Below are 15,263 nucleotides of genomic sequence, written 5' to 3'. Positions count from 1 at the left end.
CATCCCGCGAGGGCGCCGCGCAGCGCGGGAGCGCTCGCGCCGCCGCGAGGGCGCGCGGACCCCGCGAGCCGGGGAGAGGATCGTGAGCGCCGCGGCGGCGCCTCAGGCGGCGGGCGCGACGGGCGCGGCGGGCGCAGCGGCCCCGGGGGGCGTGCGCCCCGGCTCGCTCCGGGCGTGGCTCCTCGCGTCCCGGCCGGCGACGCTCACCGCGGCGCTCGCGCCGGTGATGGTCGGGACGGCCGTCGCCTACGCGCTCGGCGGGATGCGGCTCGGTCCGGCGCTCGCGGCGCTCGCCGGCGCGATGCTCATCCAGATCGCGACGAACTTCGCGAACGACGTCTTCGATCACGAGAAGGGCGCCGACACGCACGAGCGGCTCGGCCCCACGCGCGCCGTGCAGGCGGGGCTGCTCACCCCGCGCCAGGTGCGCGCCGGGCTGCTCGTCACGATAGCGCTCACGCTGCCGTTCGGGGTGTACCTGGCGTTCGTGGGCGGGTGGCCCATCGTGGTGATCGGCGTCGTCTCGATCCTCGCCGGCGTCGCGTACACCGGTGGGCCGTACCCGCTCGGCTATCACGGCCTCGGCGACCTCTTCGTGTTCGTGTTCTTCGGCCTCGTCGCCGTCTGCGCTACGGCGTTCGTCCAGCTCGGCTCGGTCCCGCCGCTCGCGTGGGCGGCGGCCGTGCCGATCGGCGCCATCGCCACCGCCGTGCTCGTCGTCAACAACGTCCGCGATCGCGAGACGGACGTCGTCGCCGGCAAGCGCACGCTCGCCGTCCGGCTCGGGCGCCGCGCGGGCGTCATCGAGTACGCGATGCTCTTCGCCGCCGCCTACGCGGTGCCGGTCGCGCTCGCCGCCGGCGAGGGCCGGCGGTGGACGCTCCTCGTGTTCGCGACGTTCCCTCGCGCGGTGCGCCTGCTCCGGGTGCTGGCGACGACCGACGGCCGGCCGCTCAACGACTGCCTCGCCGGGACGGCGAAGCTGCTGCTTGCGTACGCGCTGCTCTTCTCGCTCGGCCTCGCGGCCCAGCTGTAGGGATCATGCGCGTCGTCGATGCCCGCCTCGCGTCCCGGGTCCTTGATGGCGCGCGCCGGGGCCTCGTGCTGTCGCTCACCGACGACGAGGGGCGCGTCGGCCTGGGTGAGGCCACGCCGCTCCCCGGCTTCTCACCCGACACGGCGGACGAGGACCAGCGCGCGCTCGCCGAGCTGCCGGGGGCGCTCGGCGCGATCGACGTGCCGGCCGAGGGCGCTCCGCCGACGGCGACGGCGACGGCGATCCTGCGCGCGCTCGCGCCGCTGTCATCGCGGCTCTGCGATCTCCCGGCGGCGCGCTTCGCCCTGGAGACGGCGTTGCTCGATCTGCTGAGCCAGCGCCTCGGCCTCTCGATGTCGGCGTGCCTCGGCGGACGCGGGCGCTACGCCGAGGTCCAGGTCAACGGGCTGCTCACGACCGCGGTGGCGCTGCCGGAGATGCTCGATCGCGCTCGCGTGCTCGCCGCGCGCGGCGTCCGCGCGATCAAGGTGAAGCTCCGCTCGCGCGGGGACGACGGCTTCGCGCGCGACCTCGAGGCGCTGCGCGCGCTGCGGCGGGAGCACCCGGGCGTCGAGCTCCGGCTCGACGCCAACGCGGCATGGTCGCTCGACGAGGCGCCCCGCCGGCTCGCGCTCCTCGCGCCGCTCGGCCCGCGCTTCGTCGAGCAGCCGGTCGCGCCGGAGCTCCTCCACCACCTCGGCGCGCGCGAGGTCCCGTGGGCGGCCGACGAGTCGCTCGCGGTCGAGGGCATGCCGGAGCGCCTGCTCGAAGCGGAGGGCTGCGCCGCGTTCATCCTGAAGCCCGCGATGCTCGGCCTGCTGCGCGCGCACGCGCTCGGCTGCAGGGCGCAGGCGCGCGGCATCGACGCCGTGGTGACGCACCTCTTCGACGGGCCCATCGCGCTCGCCGCCTCGTGTGAGCTCGCGCTCGCCTTGCCGCGCGCGCCGCTCGCGTGCGGCCTCGACGCGCACGCCGGCCTGGAGGCGTGGCCCGCGATCCGGATCCCGCAGCTCCGCGAGGGCGGCCTGGTCGCGGCCAGCGATCAGCCCGGCCTCGGCATCCGGCCATGGACGGGCTGAGCCTCCTCGATGCCGCGCGCGATCCCGCGATCGCCGCCCGGACAGCGATCGTCCTCGGCGGCGTCGAGGACGGCGCGCCGCGCGCGATCGACGTCCCCGCCCTCGGCGTCGGCCCCGGCGGCGCCCTCCGCTTCGGCGAGCTGGCGCCCGCGGTCGCGGCCGTATCTGCCCGGCTCGCCCGCGCGGGGGTAGGACCGGGAGCCCGCGTGGCGCTCGTCGCCCCGAACGCGCTCGGGACCGTGGTCGTCATCCACGCGCTGCTCGCGCTCGGCGCCGTCCTCGTCCCGATCCATCCCCGGCTCACGGCCGGCGAGGCGGGCCTCCTGATCGACGACGCGCGCCCCGACCTCGTGCTGCGCGAGCCTGCGCTCGCCGCCCTGCTCGACGACGCCGCGCCGGAGATAAGCGCGCTCCGCGAGCGCGGGGCGCGCGCCGCCGAGGCCGCGCGCGTCCCGCCGCCGGACGCTTCCGGCGATCTGGCGATCGTCTACACCTCGGGCACCACCGGGCGTCCCAAGGGCGCGGTGCTCTCGCGCCGCGCGTTCCTCGCCGCCGCCGAGGGGAGCGCGGCCAACCTCGGCGTGCGCGACGACGATCGCTGGCTGCTCTGCCTTCCGCTCTGCCACGTCGGTGGCCTCTCGATCGTGACCCGCTGCTTGCTCGCGCGCCGCGCTGTCATCCTCGCGCCTCGCTTCGAGCCCGCCTCGGTGCTCGCCTCGATCGTCCGCGACCGCGCGACGCTGCTCTCCGTGGTGCCGACGATGCTGCTCGCGCTGCTGGAGGCCGATCGCGACAACGTCCTCACCCGGCTCCGCGCGGTGCTCGTCGGCGGCGCGGGCGCTCCGGCGCTGGCGCTCGACGAGTGCGCGCGCCGCGGGGTCCCCGCGCTCACCACGTACGGCCTCACCGAGGCGTGCTCGCAGGTCACCGTGCAGCGCCCGCGCGATCCGCGCGCGAGAGAGCCGGGCTCCGGCTCCCCGATCGCCGGCGTCGAGCTTCGCATCGAGGGCGCTGGCAGCGACGGCGTGGGCCGCATCGAGATCCGCGGCCCGGTGCTGTTCCGCGGCTACTACCGCGGGCCCGACCGCGCGCCGGAGCTCTCGGTCGACGGCGCCGGGTGGTTCGGCACCGGCGATCTCGGCGCGCTCGACGCCGGAGGGCGGCTGCACGTCGCGGCGCGCCGCAGCGATCTCATCGTGACCGGCGGAGAGAACGTCTACCCCGCCGAGGTGGAGCAGGTCCTCGCGTCCTGCGAGGGCGTCGCCGGCGCGGTGGTGTTCGGCGTGCCTGACGATCGCTGGGGCCAGGTCGTCGCCGCGGCGATCGTCCCCGACCAGGCCGCGCCCGGAGAGGCGGGCGGCGCCGCACTCTCCCCCGCATGGCTCGGCGATCTCGCGGCCGCCGTCGCGTCGCGGCTCGCCCCACACAAGCGCCCGCGGCGCCTCTGCGCCGTCGCGGCGCTGCCGCTCACCGCGGCCGGCAAGCTCGATCGCGCCGGCGCGGCTGCGCAGCTCGCGGCCGCGCTCGCCCCGTTCCCACCACGCTAGCGCCCGGCGCGCCGTCCGGCGGCCGCCGCTCGGCGCGGTTAGGCGAGCGCGCTGCGCAGATCGTCCGGGAGCGGGCACGGCGTGAAGCGCGCGCCGTCGATGCACACGTGCACGGTCTGTCCGATGGCGGCGACCCGGCCCGCCGTCGTCATCGTCACGCGGTAGCCCACCGTGAACGACGTGTCGCCGAGCTTCGGCGCGAGCACCTCGACCTCGACGGTGTCACCGAACCGGAGCGGCAGGAGGTAATCCGCCTCGGCGTGGACGAGCGGCAGCTTGATCGTGCCGCCCGCGATCATCGCAGGAAGATCGATCCCTCGCTCCTTCAGCGCGATCATGTACGCGTCGCTGAAATACTCGAGGACCCGCGGATAGAAGACGATCCCGGCCGCGTCGACGTCCTGGAAGCGCACGGCGCGGCGCTCCACGGCGAGGCGCGGCGCGGTCTGCTTGAGCTCATCGACGCTGAACGCGCGCTTCATCGCGCCGCAGGGTAGCGCAGAGGGGCCGAGCACGTCGCGAGGAGCGAGGTGCTCCGCCGCACCGCGGCGCCCTCCTTGCTCGGCCCTGACGCGGGCGGTCAGGCCTGACCGCCGACGCTTCGCCGGGTCGCTCTGCTGTCCCTTTCTGCTCGCCGTCGTCCGTCTCGCGGTCCATGCTCGCCCGCGATGGCTGACCGACGTCCCGGCGGCCTCGGGGCCGGGTCCCGCAGGCTGCGTCGCGCCACCGCGAAGGATCGCGATCGCCGCGCGATGCGATGCCTCGGGCCCCGAGCGCCGCGCTCCCGCGGCGCGCTCGCGGCGCTCGCTTGCCTCCTGGCAGCGAGCTTCGCGGCCGCGTGCGAGTCGGCGCCGGCGTCGACCCCGACGCCGATGCCCTCTCAGAGCCCGCCCGTCGCTGCGCTGCCGCGGCCTGCGTTCGCGGAGACCTCGACGCCGACCGGCGCGGCGCACGCGTCGAACCCGCTCGGCCTCCCCCCGTACCCGATCAAGCTCGAGCCAGGCCGCCGCGTGTTCACCTTCTCGGACCGGATGCTCGCCGGGGCCAAGCTCGGGTCCACGCTCGTGCTGTACGCGGCGACGGTGGTCGGCTTCGACGGCGACGACCTCATCGTCGAGGGGAGGGGCGGACCGTCGTACAAGGTTCACCCGGGCTACGTCATCCCCGTGCCCGACGCGCCCCGCCTCCGACCCCACGACCCGCTGCTCACGGAGTGGAACGGCGTCATGAAGCACGCCGTCCTTACCCGCTTCGTGAAGGACAAGATCGAGGTCCGCTACACCGACATGGACCCGCGGACCCCGCTCGCGCAGCTCAAGGGCGTTCGCTTCGTCGTGCAGACGGCGGGCCTCGCCCCCGGCAACTTCGCCGCATGGAAGGACGGCGAGACGTGGCGCCACGTGCTGCTCGTGTCGCGGCTCGGCGGTCCTCCGGCCGAGCCAGGCGCCGTCCTTACGTCGCACTCCAGCAGCTCCGCGCGGTGGTTTGCCCTCGGTTATGGTGGCGCCGCGCTGCTCGCCGACGAGTCGGCGCTCCGTCCGCTCCCCGTCAAGCCGCGGCTCAAGGTCGGGGCGAGCGTCTGGGCCGAATGGGTCGGCGCGCTGCGCCCCGCCGTCGTGCAGAGCGCCGAGGAGACAGGCCTGTACACGGTCAAGTTCGAGCGCGCCGGGCGGCCGGCCACGGTCGGCTGGGGGCTGCTCACGCCGCCGCTCGCGCCGTAGCCCCGCGCCGCGAAGCGGCGATCCGGAGCCGAGTAACGCCGCTTGCACGCAGCGCCGCTGCGCAAGACGCTACGCGTTTTCGCCCGATATGGAGAGTGGTAAGCGCTGTAGTATGGATCTCAGGAGCGCATGGCTGGCGACGCGCCAGTGGGTTCCTTTCACCCTCAGGACCATGGCGTACGGCACCGTGTCTCTGACGCTGGGCCCCCTCACGCCGCAGCGCTCGGCGAGCCTGTGGGCGATGCGACGATGGTGTCAGGCCAGCGCGCGAGGGCTCGATATCGAGATCCAGGCGAGCGGGCTCGAGAACGTCCCTCCCGGGGTGTTCGTCTACTGCTCCAACCACCAGAGCCTGCTTGATATCCTCGCCCTCGGCGCCGTGCTGCCGGGCGATTTCAAGTGGGCCGCCAAGCGCTCCCTCATGAAGATCCCATTCCTCGGCTGGCACCTCCGGCTCGCGGGCCACGTGCCGGTCGATCGCACGGTCGGCTCCCGCGCCGCGGTCGAGGCGATCTCGCGGTTCGAGGAGGTGCTCAAGAGCGGCAAGCCGCTGCTCGTCTTCCCCGAGGGGACGCGGAGCGAGGACGGCATCCTCCGGCAGTTCAAGAACGGCGGCTTCTATGCGGCCGTCCGCGCCGGCGTGCCCGTGGTGCCGGTCGCCATCGACGGCACGCACCTCCTCATGAAGAAGGGCGCCCTCGACACCGGCGACGGCACCCTGCGGATCATCCGCGTCCGGGTCGGCGCGCCGATCGCCGTGCGCCCGGAGGGCCGCGAGGGCGCGCGGGTCAACGAGCTGCGCGAGCGCGCCCACGCCGCGGTGAGCGAGCTCCTCCGCTCGATCGGCGGTCGCGTCGAAGCGCCGGCTGGCGCCCCGGCCGCCTCGGACGCGCCGGCGAGCGACGCCCGGACCGAGCAGGCGTCCGGCTGACGGGGCGGCGCGCCGGCGGGGCGGATCAATCGCAGAGGCTGGGGAGCGCGTCGAGCTCGGCGAACAGCTCGTCGTAGCCGTCGATGCGACGGCCGCCGTGCGCCTCATCGTCGAACCGGTAGAACACGCGCCGCGGGAGCGGCATCACGCCGCCGTTGTCGTAGGCCTCGGCGTCCGTCGCCGTGTTGCCGAAGGCCCACGCGGGCAGCATCTCCCTTCCGTCGAACAGCCGCTCCAGCTCCGCCGTCTTGTACTCCACGGCGCCGTCGCCCGTCGCGCCGGTCAGGCTCAGCGTGGTGTGCACGATGCCAGGCGGGAAGCCGTACGCCTCGAGGAAATCGCGCGTGCGCTGGACGAGCCACTCCGGCCGCGCGGTCAGGTACATCGGGCGGTAGCCCTTCGACGTGAGCCGGTGGAACGCCGCCGCCGCGTGCGCATGCACGTCGGGCAGCTCGCCGAGGAGGAGCGAGGTGAACTCCTCGGTCTCCGTGCCCGTGAGCGTCCCATCGACGTCGCTGACGAACATCGGCGCGCCCCGCGGGACGACCTCGATGAAGAGGTCGGTGCTCGAGAGGTCGCCGCGGACGACCAGGTGGACCCGGTGCCGGCCCGGACCGAGCCGCTGCGCGGCGGGGATCTCGAAGTAGACGCGGCCGCCGTCGTCGCTGACACCCTCGACCGCGCGGTGCGCCGAGTCCGCTTCCGTCGTGGTCGCCGAGCCGAGGCGCTCCCACGCGCCGCCGCAGCCGCGGAGCAGATAGATGTCGACCCGCTCGTCCTTCAGGTCCTTGTCCGTGATCCCGTAGGCGAACTTTCCGATGATCCACTGCGGGTCGTCCGGCGTCAGGTAGAGGTCGCGTCCGCGGTGGTTGGGGCTCCCAGCGCCGGCGATGACGTACGAAGATGGGTGATTCCACGCGAGCTCCTCGCCCGGATCGGGCGGCGCCGCGTCGCACACCGGAGGTGGGTCGCAGAAGGCTCCCGGCGCCCCGCTGCCGCCCGAACCGCGGTCCTCGCCGCTCGGCGCGCCGCCGACGCCGCCATTGCCCTTACCCCCGCCGGCATCATCCTGGCCCCCGCCGCTGTTCTGGCCGCCGCCCTCGCTGCCCCGGCCATCCTCACCGCCTCCCTGGCCACCGCCCCCGCCTCCGTTCGGCGTCCACTCGAGCGTCGCGTCGGCCGATCCGCAGCCGATCGCGAGCGCTGTTGTCGCCATGACAAGTAGGATCCTGGTCTGCATCGGGACCGAGTGTGACCGAGTCGCCCCCGTTCGAACAGCGACCTCCGGTCGTCGAGGGCCTCCCGGCGGACCGCTCGCCCCTTGCGCGCTGGCCCGACTCCGGGCAATCGTAGCCGCCCCAACGATGCCCACGCTCGATCCGAAGGTCTTGCTTCGCCACGCAGGTGACTATCTCAAGGCGCACCCCGAGGAGATCGCGAGGGCGCTCCGCGGCGCGCTCCGCCTGCGGTTCGGCGTCCCGATCGATGCGCTGCGCTATCTGGCGCGAGAGCTCAGCGGCGGCAAGCGCGCGCCGAAGGACATCGTGATCGAGGCCGCGCCCCCGGGCCTGCGCCTCGCCCTGACGGTGAAGATCATGGGCGCCCCGATCCGGGCCTCGTTCACGGCCTTCGCCGAGGAGCTCGACGTGCGCGCGGACGCGATCCAGGTCGGCCTGCGGATCGCCGACCTCAAGCTGCAGGTCATGGGTGACGAGGCCTCGCCGATCGCCGGGCTGATCGGCTCGGGGGCGATCGACCTGAACAAGCCGGGCGATCTCGTCTCCTTCATGCCCAAGCGGCCCGCCGCGCTGATCGACGCCAAGGGGGACAGGATTACCCTGGATCTCCTCAAAATCCCGGCCCTCGGCGGGAATCCGACGGCCGTACGGGCGCTGCGCATCTGCGCGCCGGTGCTCGGTGTCCGTGCGCTCAAGACCAAGGATGACCACCTGGACATGCACCTCAAGGCCACCCCCTCCGGGGTCGCCGCCGCGATCGCCGCGGTGCGCGCGGGCGTCTGAGGCTCTTTCCGGTGGGGGCCGTCGCCCGCTAGACTTCCCCGTGCATGTCTCGGCTCCCCGAGCCCGCGCCGGTTGCGCTCTCGTTCCAGTTCCTTGCCGAGATCGCGTCCGGGGCCACCACCCGCGTTGATCTCTGCAGGTCGGCAGGTCCGCACCGGCCTGGGGAGCTGCTCGCCGTCAAGCGGCTGCACCCGCACTTCGCCGAGGATCAGAACGTCTCCACCCGGTTCCTCGACGAGGTGCGCACGACCGCGGCGCTCAAGCACCCGAACGTGGTCGAGGTCGCCGGCTGGGGGACGGACGAGCAGGGGTGGTACTTCGCCGTCGAGCTCGTGCAGGGCGTGAGCCTCGCGCGGCTCATGAAGACCGTCTTCGACACCGGCGAGATGTTCTCCGAGCGGCTCGTCGTCCACGTCGGCGCGACGCTCTGCCGCGGGCTCAGCGCGGCGCACGAGCTCCGCTCGCCTGCCGGCGCGCTGCTCAACCTCGTGCACCGCGATCTGACGCCGGGCAACGTGCTCGTCGGGTTCCAGGGCGAGGTGAAGATCGCCGATTTCGGGCTCGCCAAATCGTCGCTCCGCGTGATGACGACGGCCGTCGGGGCGCGCCGGCGCGTGACGACGTACATGGCGCCGGAGCAGGCCCGCGGGGGCGCCGCCGACAGGCGCTCCGACCTGTTCTCGCTCGGCGTCGTGCTGTTCGAGCTCTTCACCGGCAAGCACCCGTGGCCGTCGACGAGCGACTACGAGCTCTTGCAGAGCATGTCGACGCAGCCCGCGGCCGACCTGCGGGAGCTCCGGCCGAAGATCGACAAGGAGCTCGTGTCGATCGTGATGCGCTGCCTCGAGAGGGACCCGCCGTCGCGCTTCCAGAGCGCGGACGAGATCCTCGCTCGGCTGGAGGGCTGGCTGCACAGCCACGGGTACCACGAGGGGAACGAGGAGGCGCTCGGGCGCTTCGTGCGGCGCAACGCGATGAGACAGATGCGCTGGTTCGAGCGCGCCGTCACCGGCGGCTTCGCCGGGGGCGCCAAGGCGCCGCGCCCCTCGCTCTCGACAGCCGAGGCGATCCCGCGCCGGCCCTCGGCCGATCCGCGGGGCAGGGGGGCGAACGCCCCCGGTCGGCTCCGCGGCAGCGGGGGCGCGCGCGCTCAGAACGACGACGCGACCGACGTCGAGTCGCGCCGCGCGACGCTGTCCCCGTCGCCGACCGGCCTCACGCCGCGCGAGGCGGGCGCCGCGGACGGCGACCCCGGCCGGCGCGGACCGATGGCCTCCGAGACGGCCGACGAGGCGACGGTCGTCGTCGGCAGCAACGGCAGGGGGCGCGCGGACCCCGGGTCTTCCAGCTCGGGCGGAGGACGGCGCCGCAGCAGCCTGCCCTCGTACGGATCCCTCACCGATCAGGACAGCGAGCCGCTGCCGGTGTCGGGGAACGCGCTGCGCGCGACGTCCGAGAACGAGGCGACGCCCTCGATCTCTCCCGTGGCCACGTTCTCCGTGGATCACGACGCCGACACACCGCTCACGGCGCAGGGCGTGCCGGGAGGGGCGAGGCCGCTGCACGCGGAGGTCGACCGCCTCACGACCGAGGCGCTCCGGCTCCGCGAGGAGGCGCGCTTCGCGGTCGCCCACGCCGAGCGCAAGCTGGCGCTGGCCAAGGTGGCTGCTCACCTCTCCGAGATGGCCACCGAGGCGCTGCGCCTCTCCGCGAGCGCCGCCCCGGAGCGCGCGACGCACCGCCTCGACGAGGCGCTCGCGCTCGAGCGGGCGATGCACAAGGTGATGTCCGCGCCGCTCACGCTCGCGTCCGAGACGACGGTGCTGCCTTCCGTGTGGGGCAACGAGCAGCGGGCCATCCTCGCCCAGCTCGGCCTCGAGCACCTGGCGTCACCGGCCGCGTCGCGGCCCTCGGATTTCGGCGCGCCCCCGCATCGGCTCACGCCGGCGCCCGGCGACGCGAGCGCGGCCCAGCATCGTCTCACGCCGACGCCCGGGGACGCGCGCGCGGCCCAGCCGTTCATGGGCGCCGCCCCCGCGAGGAGCGACGCGCCAGGCGCGCCATCCGCCGCGCTCGCCGTCCGGCGTGACGCTGCGGGCGACGCGATCGGCCCGCCCTCCGCCGCGGACGCTGTCGCGTTTCAGGCCAGCCTCCGGCCGATGCTCCTCGGCGTGCCGCGCGCGCTCGCGCTCGCCGTCGCGGCGGCGGCCTTCATGGCGTTCGTCTTGCTGGCCTGGTTCTATTCCTGAAGCGCCGCTGCGCGCGCGAGCGCGCCCGACGCGCCGAGACGTCGCTTGATCCCGGCGGGGCACGGCGGCTACCGTCCTTGGATCATGAGCGAGCAAAGCGACTGGGTGCTGATCGGCCTGGATGAGACCACGGCGCGCCGGCAGGGGATCCCCGCGCGCATGCCGGTGCCTCGGGGGGAGTTCGAAGGGCTGGCGGACAAGGGGCTCAGCATCGACGCCGCCCGCAAGTGGATCAAAGACTTCCTCACGAACTCCGAGCCCGGCAAGAGCGGCGTCTGGCGCAAGCAGAACAGCACGCTCGTCTCGCAGTTCGAGGCGTTCCTCGACAAGGCTCCGGTCTGGGAGCGCGCGCAGAAGGCGTTCGGCGAGCGCGATTACGAGAAGGCGATCTCGGCGCTCAAGCGCATCATCACGATGGATCCCGACGATCACGCCGCGCGGCTGAACCTCGCCTCGGCGCAGGCGAACATGGGCGATCACCCCGCGGCGCTGAAGAGCTTCCAGGCGATCCGAAAGACGTTCCAGGGGGACGCCGACTACCACGTGGCGGTCGGGCAAGTGCACCTGGCGATGCAGAAGAAGGACGCCGCCCTCGACGAGATGGTGCTCGCGCTCGAGGCGAAGCCGGACTGCCAGCCGGCGCTGGACGCGATGGTCCAGCTCGGGGTCCTCCTGCCGATCTACGAGAACCCGCGCGACGCTGCCTCGCTCGTCTACGTGCGCTCCGACGCGGTGCTCGAGTACCTCGCGGGCCACTGGGACGCGGCGCCCCGCGACGGCGCCTTCTATCTCGAGCAGCTCGCCTACCACGAGCGCGAGCTCCGCCACGACGTCGCGCTGGCCGCAGCGGAGCGCGCCGTCGCCGCCTCGGGCGAAGGGGCGAGCGGCGAGCGCGCGCACCTCGCGCGGATCGCCGCGCTCCGATCGCTCGGGCGCACCGACGAGGCGCTCGCCGCGGCCGAGGTCTTCGTCGCGACGGCGCCGTCCTCGTCGGGCGCCTGGGTCGAGCTCGCCAAGTGCCTGTCCCAGGCGGGCCGCGGCGAGGAGGTGCCCGCCGCGGTCGAGCGCGCGCTGGAGAGCGACCCGGGCGACCTCGCGGCGCTCTCGCTCCGTTTCTGGCCGAGCGATCCCGCGGACATCCAGAAGGTCAACGAGGCGGTCCCCGCGCTCGCCGCCTTCGTCGCGGCTCACCCCGAGAGCGCGGGCGCGCGCCGCTCGCTCGCCCGCGCCGAGCTGGTCGCAGGTCGGATCGACGACGCGCTCGCGGGCTTCGCGGCGGCCGTCGCGCTCGCGCCCGGGGACGACGACCTCCGGGCCGAGTACTGGACCGAGCTCGGGAAGCAGCAGCGGTACCCGGACATCATCGCCGATGCCGCGAAGCTCTCGGACCTCGCGAAGCGCGACTGGAAGCTGCGGTGGAACGAGGCCGAGGCGTACGCCGCGCTCGGCAAGAACATCGAGGCGCGGGCGGCGTTCTCGGCCATCAACTTCGACGAGTCGCTGCACGTCGACGTGCGCCGCAGGGCCAAGCGCGCCGTCAAGACGATGGATGAGACGCCGCCCGTCGTGCCGTGACCCCGGGCCGCGAGCTGCGCGCGCTCAGAGCGAGCCGGAGACGCCGAGCCCGACGGTGTCGCCCGTGACGATCGGCTTCACCGACAGGGCGACGTCGTTGCGGACGAGCTTCTTCTCCGGCGCGGCGAGGCCGCCGATGAACATCGCGGCCCCGGCGACCTGGGCCAGCCCGTCGACCATGAGGACGAAGACGCCGCCGCCCTTCGCGTCGGCGGTGCTGACGGTGATGAAGGGGCCGGCGAGCGGGATGTAGAGCGGGAGGTAGCTCTCGCCGCTTCCGCCGCTCGCCCTGTCAGCGCTCTCCGCCACGAGCCCGACCATCGCCGAGAGGATGTAGGTGACGCCGAACGTCACGGCGCCGCCGATGACCAGGCCGCGGCGCGCCCTCTCCTCGACGCGGTAACCCTCCGGGACGGCCTGCCCTTCCTCGTAGTTCATGATCCTCGGGCCGACCGGATACGAGCCGGAAGGCGAGGCGTATCCCGGCGGCGGGGCGTACCCCGGAGGCGGGGCGTACCCCGGAGGCGGCGCGTATCCCGGCGGCGGGGCGTATCCCGGAGGCGGCGCGTATCCCGGAGGCGGGTAGTAGCCGGGCTGCTGCCCATACGGGGCAGGCGCGCCGTACGGCGCAGGGGCCCCGTAGGGCGCGGGCTGCGGCTCGGCGCCGGCTGCGCGCGGCGAGGACGCAGCAGGAGGCGCCTGCGCGAAGGCGGAGGGGGCGCTGAGCAGGAGTGCGGCGAGAGGTGCTGCGCTGGCGAGGAGCGCTCGCCACGGGTGCGTCGGGGCGCCCTGTCCGGGATGGGTCGTCATGGTTCAATGACGCTAACGCAGCTCCGTCGCCGAGGTCCAGACGAGCGCAGTACGCCGGCGGGCGGCGTGTGTGTTCTCGGGCGGCGGCTATGCGCGCGTGCGCGCGGGCTCCATCGGCTGGTGCCTCCTCACGGCGCCACCGTCCATGCGCGCCTCGAGCTCCGGCGCGCGGTGGTCCTCCAGGAGCGGCGGGACCGCGCCCGTGATCAACCGCGAGGCGCGCTCGTAGGTCACGTAGGACAGGGCCCACGAGAACAGCACCAGGAAGCGGTTACGGAAGCCGATCAGGAAGAGGATATGCACGAACAGCCACGCGAGCCACGCCAGGAACCCGGAGAGCTTCAGCCTGCCGAAGTCGGCGACCGCCGCGGCGCGCCCGATCGTCGACAGGGATCCCCGGTCGTTGTACCGGAACGGCAGCCGCGGCAGCCCCCGCAGGGTGCGCGCGATGCAGCGCGCGGCGTGGCGCCCTCCCTGGATCGCCGCGGGCGCCACGCCGGGCACGGGCGTCCCGTCCTCCTGCTTCAGCGACGCGAGGTCGCCGATGACGTAGATGTCCTCGTGACCCGGCACCGTCAGGTCCGGCGCCACCAGCACGCGCCCTGCCCGGTCGAGCGGCGCTCCGAGGGTGCGGGCGAGGGGGGACGCCGCCACGCCGGCCCCCCAGAGCACGGTCCTGGCTTCGATCCGCTTGTCGCCGATCGAGACCCCCTCCTCGTCGATGTCGGTGACGCGGCAGTTCGTCCGCACCTCCACGTTGAGCGCGGCCAGCTGCTGTCGCGCCTTCTCGCCGAGCTCCGGCACGTACGACGGCAGCACCTGCCCGGCCCCTTCCAGCAGGAGGATGCGGGCCTTGCTCGGATCGATGTGCCGGAACTCGCGCACGAGCGTGTGCCTCGCGAGCTCCGAGAGGGCGCCGGCGAGCTCGACGCCCGTCGGGCCCGCGCCCACCACCACGAACGTCATCCAGGCGCTCCGCCGCGCCGGATCCTGCTCGCGCTCGGCCGCCTCGAAGGCGAGGAGGACGCGCCGGCGAATCTCGAGCGCGTCCTCGACGGTCTTGAGCCCGGGCGCGACGGCCTCCCACGCGTCGTTCCCGAAGTACGAGTGCGACGCCCCGGCCGCGACGATCAGCTTGTCGTAGCCGAGCTCGCCGTCCTCGAAGATCACCCGCTTGTGGACGGGATCGATCGCCTTCACCTCGGCGAGGATCACCCTCGTGTTCTTCTGCTTGCGCAGCACGTGGCGGATGGGCGTGGCGATGTCGCTCGCGCTCAGGCCCGCCGTCGCGACCTGATACAGGAGGGGCTGGAACGTGTGATGGTTGTGCCGGTCGATCACGGTCACCCGTACCGGCTCGCGCCGGAGCGCCCGCGCCGCGTAGAGGCCGCCGAAGCCGGCACCGATGATGACGACGTGCTCCATGCCGTGGCCCTGGTTCCCGTACGCCATCGCAGCAAGAGCCGGAGCCGCAGATCTCCCGCTTTGACCCTGGACGTGCAGGGGCGCGCCCTCGCTCGTTCGCGGGATGGAGGCCGCGAGGCGGCCGCTCGCGATCCCCTCTCGTCCCCCTGTCGTCCCGCTCTCGTCGGCGTCGCCGTCCGTTCGTCGGGCAGCGCCGGCGTCAGGCGCCCCGGGGGGTGCGCGGCAGGGAGCGGCCGATCGCCGCCGGCCCGGCTAGGCCGTTTTGCCCTGGGCGATCCACTTGTTCATGAAGACCGCGCTGACCTCCCACCCTTGCCGCAGCTCCTTCTCGGCGCTGTTCTCGAGCATGCCGCCGACGCCGAACACCTTCGCTTCGATCGTGATCTCGGCGATCCGACGCACCTTGTTGTCGCCGATGGCCTCGGCGCGCACCACGCCCTCGTTGCGCATCTTGTCGGCCAGGGTGCTTGGCGTCAGCTTGAAGGTCCACACGTTCGTCGCCTTGTTCAGCCTGCCCTCTTCGGTGTAGCGGAACCCGGAGCCGAGCAGCTTCTCGACGGGGCCGGGCAAATTCATCTTCGGCTTCCCGGCCGACCTCCGGATGATCTCCGTCGCCGTCTCGACCTGCTCCGTGATCGTGAACTCGGGGAAACCGAGCTCCTTCCTGTAGAGCTCCTCGTTGAATGTCTTGTCCAGGAACAGCTTCCAGAACGTCTCGAGGTTGCAGTTGATCTCGTGTGTGAGGGTGAACTTGCCCATGGGATCGTTCCTTTGCGGTGCGCGGGGTCGATGACGTCCAGCTCCGCGTGTACCGCAGCCCGTACGTGGCGTCCATGTCTCGGCCGGGACCGCCGAACACGGGATCTGCG

13 protein-coding genes are annotated in these 15,263 nt (G+C 73.6%); 8 read left to right on the top strand and 5 right to left on the bottom strand.

Annotated features, from left to right (window positions below):
• Positions 1-82: 82 nt before the first annotated feature.
• The 3 genes from ACSRUE_RS32710 to ACSRUE_RS32700 are packed head-to-tail and all read left to right on the top strand — an operon-like array spanning position 83 to position 3,662.
• Positions 83-1,036, top strand: a complete 954-nt coding sequence (locus ACSRUE_RS32710; protein ID WP_441287024.1) for a 1,4-dihydroxy-2-naphthoate polyprenyltransferase — start codon at positions 83-85, stop codon at positions 1,034-1,036.
• Positions 1,037-1,041: 5 nt separating this feature from the next.
• A complete protein-coding gene (locus ACSRUE_RS32705; RefSeq protein ID WP_441287023.1) occupies positions 1,042-2,115 on the top strand; it encodes a mandelate racemase/muconate lactonizing enzyme family protein in 1,074 nt (357 codons plus the stop codon).
• Positions 2,103-3,662 carry an AMP-binding protein gene (locus tag ACSRUE_RS32700; protein ID WP_441287022.1) on the top strand — a complete coding sequence of 520 codons (1,560 nt, stop codon included), beginning with the start codon at positions 2,103-2,105 and terminating at the stop codon, positions 3,660-3,662. Before ACSRUE_RS32705 ends, ACSRUE_RS32700 begins: the two co-directional genes overlap by 13 nt.
• 38 nt (positions 3,663-3,700) lie before the next feature.
• Here the strand turns inward: ACSRUE_RS32700 and ACSRUE_RS32695 are convergent, their stop codons facing one another.
• The gene (locus ACSRUE_RS32695; protein WP_441287021.1) at positions 3,701-4,144 is read right to left on the bottom strand and encodes an acyl-CoA thioesterase; all 444 of its coding nucleotides are present in this window, start codon (positions 4,142-4,144) and stop codon (positions 3,701-3,703) included.
• Between the two features lie 186 nt (positions 4,145-4,330).
• Here ACSRUE_RS32695 and ACSRUE_RS32690 point away from each other — a divergent pair, with 186 nt between their 5' ends.
• Together ACSRUE_RS32690 and ACSRUE_RS32685 are read left to right on the top strand one after the other, a co-directional pair.
• On the top strand, positions 4,331-5,383 hold the full coding sequence (locus ACSRUE_RS32690) for a hypothetical protein (protein ID WP_441287020.1): 1,053 nt from the start codon (positions 4,331-4,333) through the stop codon (positions 5,381-5,383).
• Between the two features lie 112 nt (positions 5,384-5,495).
• Entirely contained in the window at positions 5,496-6,314 is an 819-nt protein-coding gene (locus ACSRUE_RS32685) for a lysophospholipid acyltransferase family protein (protein ID WP_441287019.1), read from the top strand.
• A 25-nt stretch (positions 6,315-6,339) separates the two neighbouring features.
• On the opposite strand, the gene ACSRUE_RS32680 is transcribed toward ACSRUE_RS32685, so the two are convergent.
• On the bottom strand, positions 6,340-7,530 hold the full coding sequence (locus ACSRUE_RS32680) for a lipin/Ned1/Smp2 family protein (protein ID WP_441287018.1): 1,191 nt from the start codon (positions 7,528-7,530) through the stop codon (positions 6,340-6,342).
• A 148-nt stretch (positions 7,531-7,678) separates the two neighbouring features.
• On the opposite strand from ACSRUE_RS32680, the gene ACSRUE_RS32675 reads away from it, so the two are divergent.
• From ACSRUE_RS32675 to ACSRUE_RS32665, 3 genes are all read left to right on the top strand, one after another.
• Positions 7,679-8,335, top strand: a complete 657-nt coding sequence (locus ACSRUE_RS32675; protein ID WP_441287017.1) for a hypothetical protein — start codon at positions 7,679-7,681, stop codon at positions 8,333-8,335.
• 44 nt (positions 8,336-8,379) lie between these two features.
• The gene (locus tag ACSRUE_RS32670; RefSeq protein ID WP_441287016.1) at positions 8,380-10,584 is read left to right on the top strand and encodes a protein kinase domain-containing protein; all 2,205 of its coding nucleotides are present in this window, start codon (positions 8,380-8,382) and stop codon (positions 10,582-10,584) included.
• An 84-nt stretch (positions 10,585-10,668) separates the two neighbouring features.
• Positions 10,669-12,159, top strand: coding sequence for a tetratricopeptide repeat protein (locus ACSRUE_RS32665; RefSeq protein WP_441287015.1), 1,491 nt, complete (start codon positions 10,669-10,671; stop codon positions 12,157-12,159).
• Positions 12,160-12,183: 24 nt separating this feature from the next.
• On the opposite strand, the gene ACSRUE_RS32660 is transcribed toward ACSRUE_RS32665, so the two are convergent.
• The 3 genes from ACSRUE_RS32660 to ACSRUE_RS32650 all read right to left on the bottom strand — a co-directional run bounded on the left by ACSRUE_RS32660 (position 12,184) and on the right by ACSRUE_RS32650 (position 15,153).
• Entirely contained in the window at positions 12,184-12,969 is a 786-nt protein-coding gene (locus tag ACSRUE_RS32660; RefSeq protein ID WP_441287014.1) for a hypothetical protein, read from the bottom strand.
• Positions 12,970-13,056: 87 nt separating this feature from the next.
• Positions 13,057-14,421 (bottom strand): NAD(P)/FAD-dependent oxidoreductase, encoded by a 1,365-nt coding sequence (locus tag ACSRUE_RS32655; RefSeq protein ID WP_441287013.1) that lies wholly within the window; start codon positions 14,419-14,421, stop codon positions 13,057-13,059.
• A gap of 225 nt (positions 14,422-14,646) precedes the next feature.
• Complete coding sequence (locus tag ACSRUE_RS32650; RefSeq protein WP_437768127.1) at positions 14,647-15,153, bottom strand: DUF2505 domain-containing protein; 507 nt, start codon at positions 15,151-15,153, stop codon at positions 14,647-14,649.
• Positions 15,154-15,263: the final 110 nt, after the last annotated feature.

This window comes from Sorangium sp. KYC3313 (assembly GCF_052075895.1).
Lineage (GTDB): Bacteria > Myxococcota_A > Polyangia > Polyangiales > Polyangiaceae > Sorangium > Sorangium cellulosum_B.
Note: the sequence above shows the minus strand (reverse complement) of the source record. Positions and strands in the feature narration are given on the sequence as shown.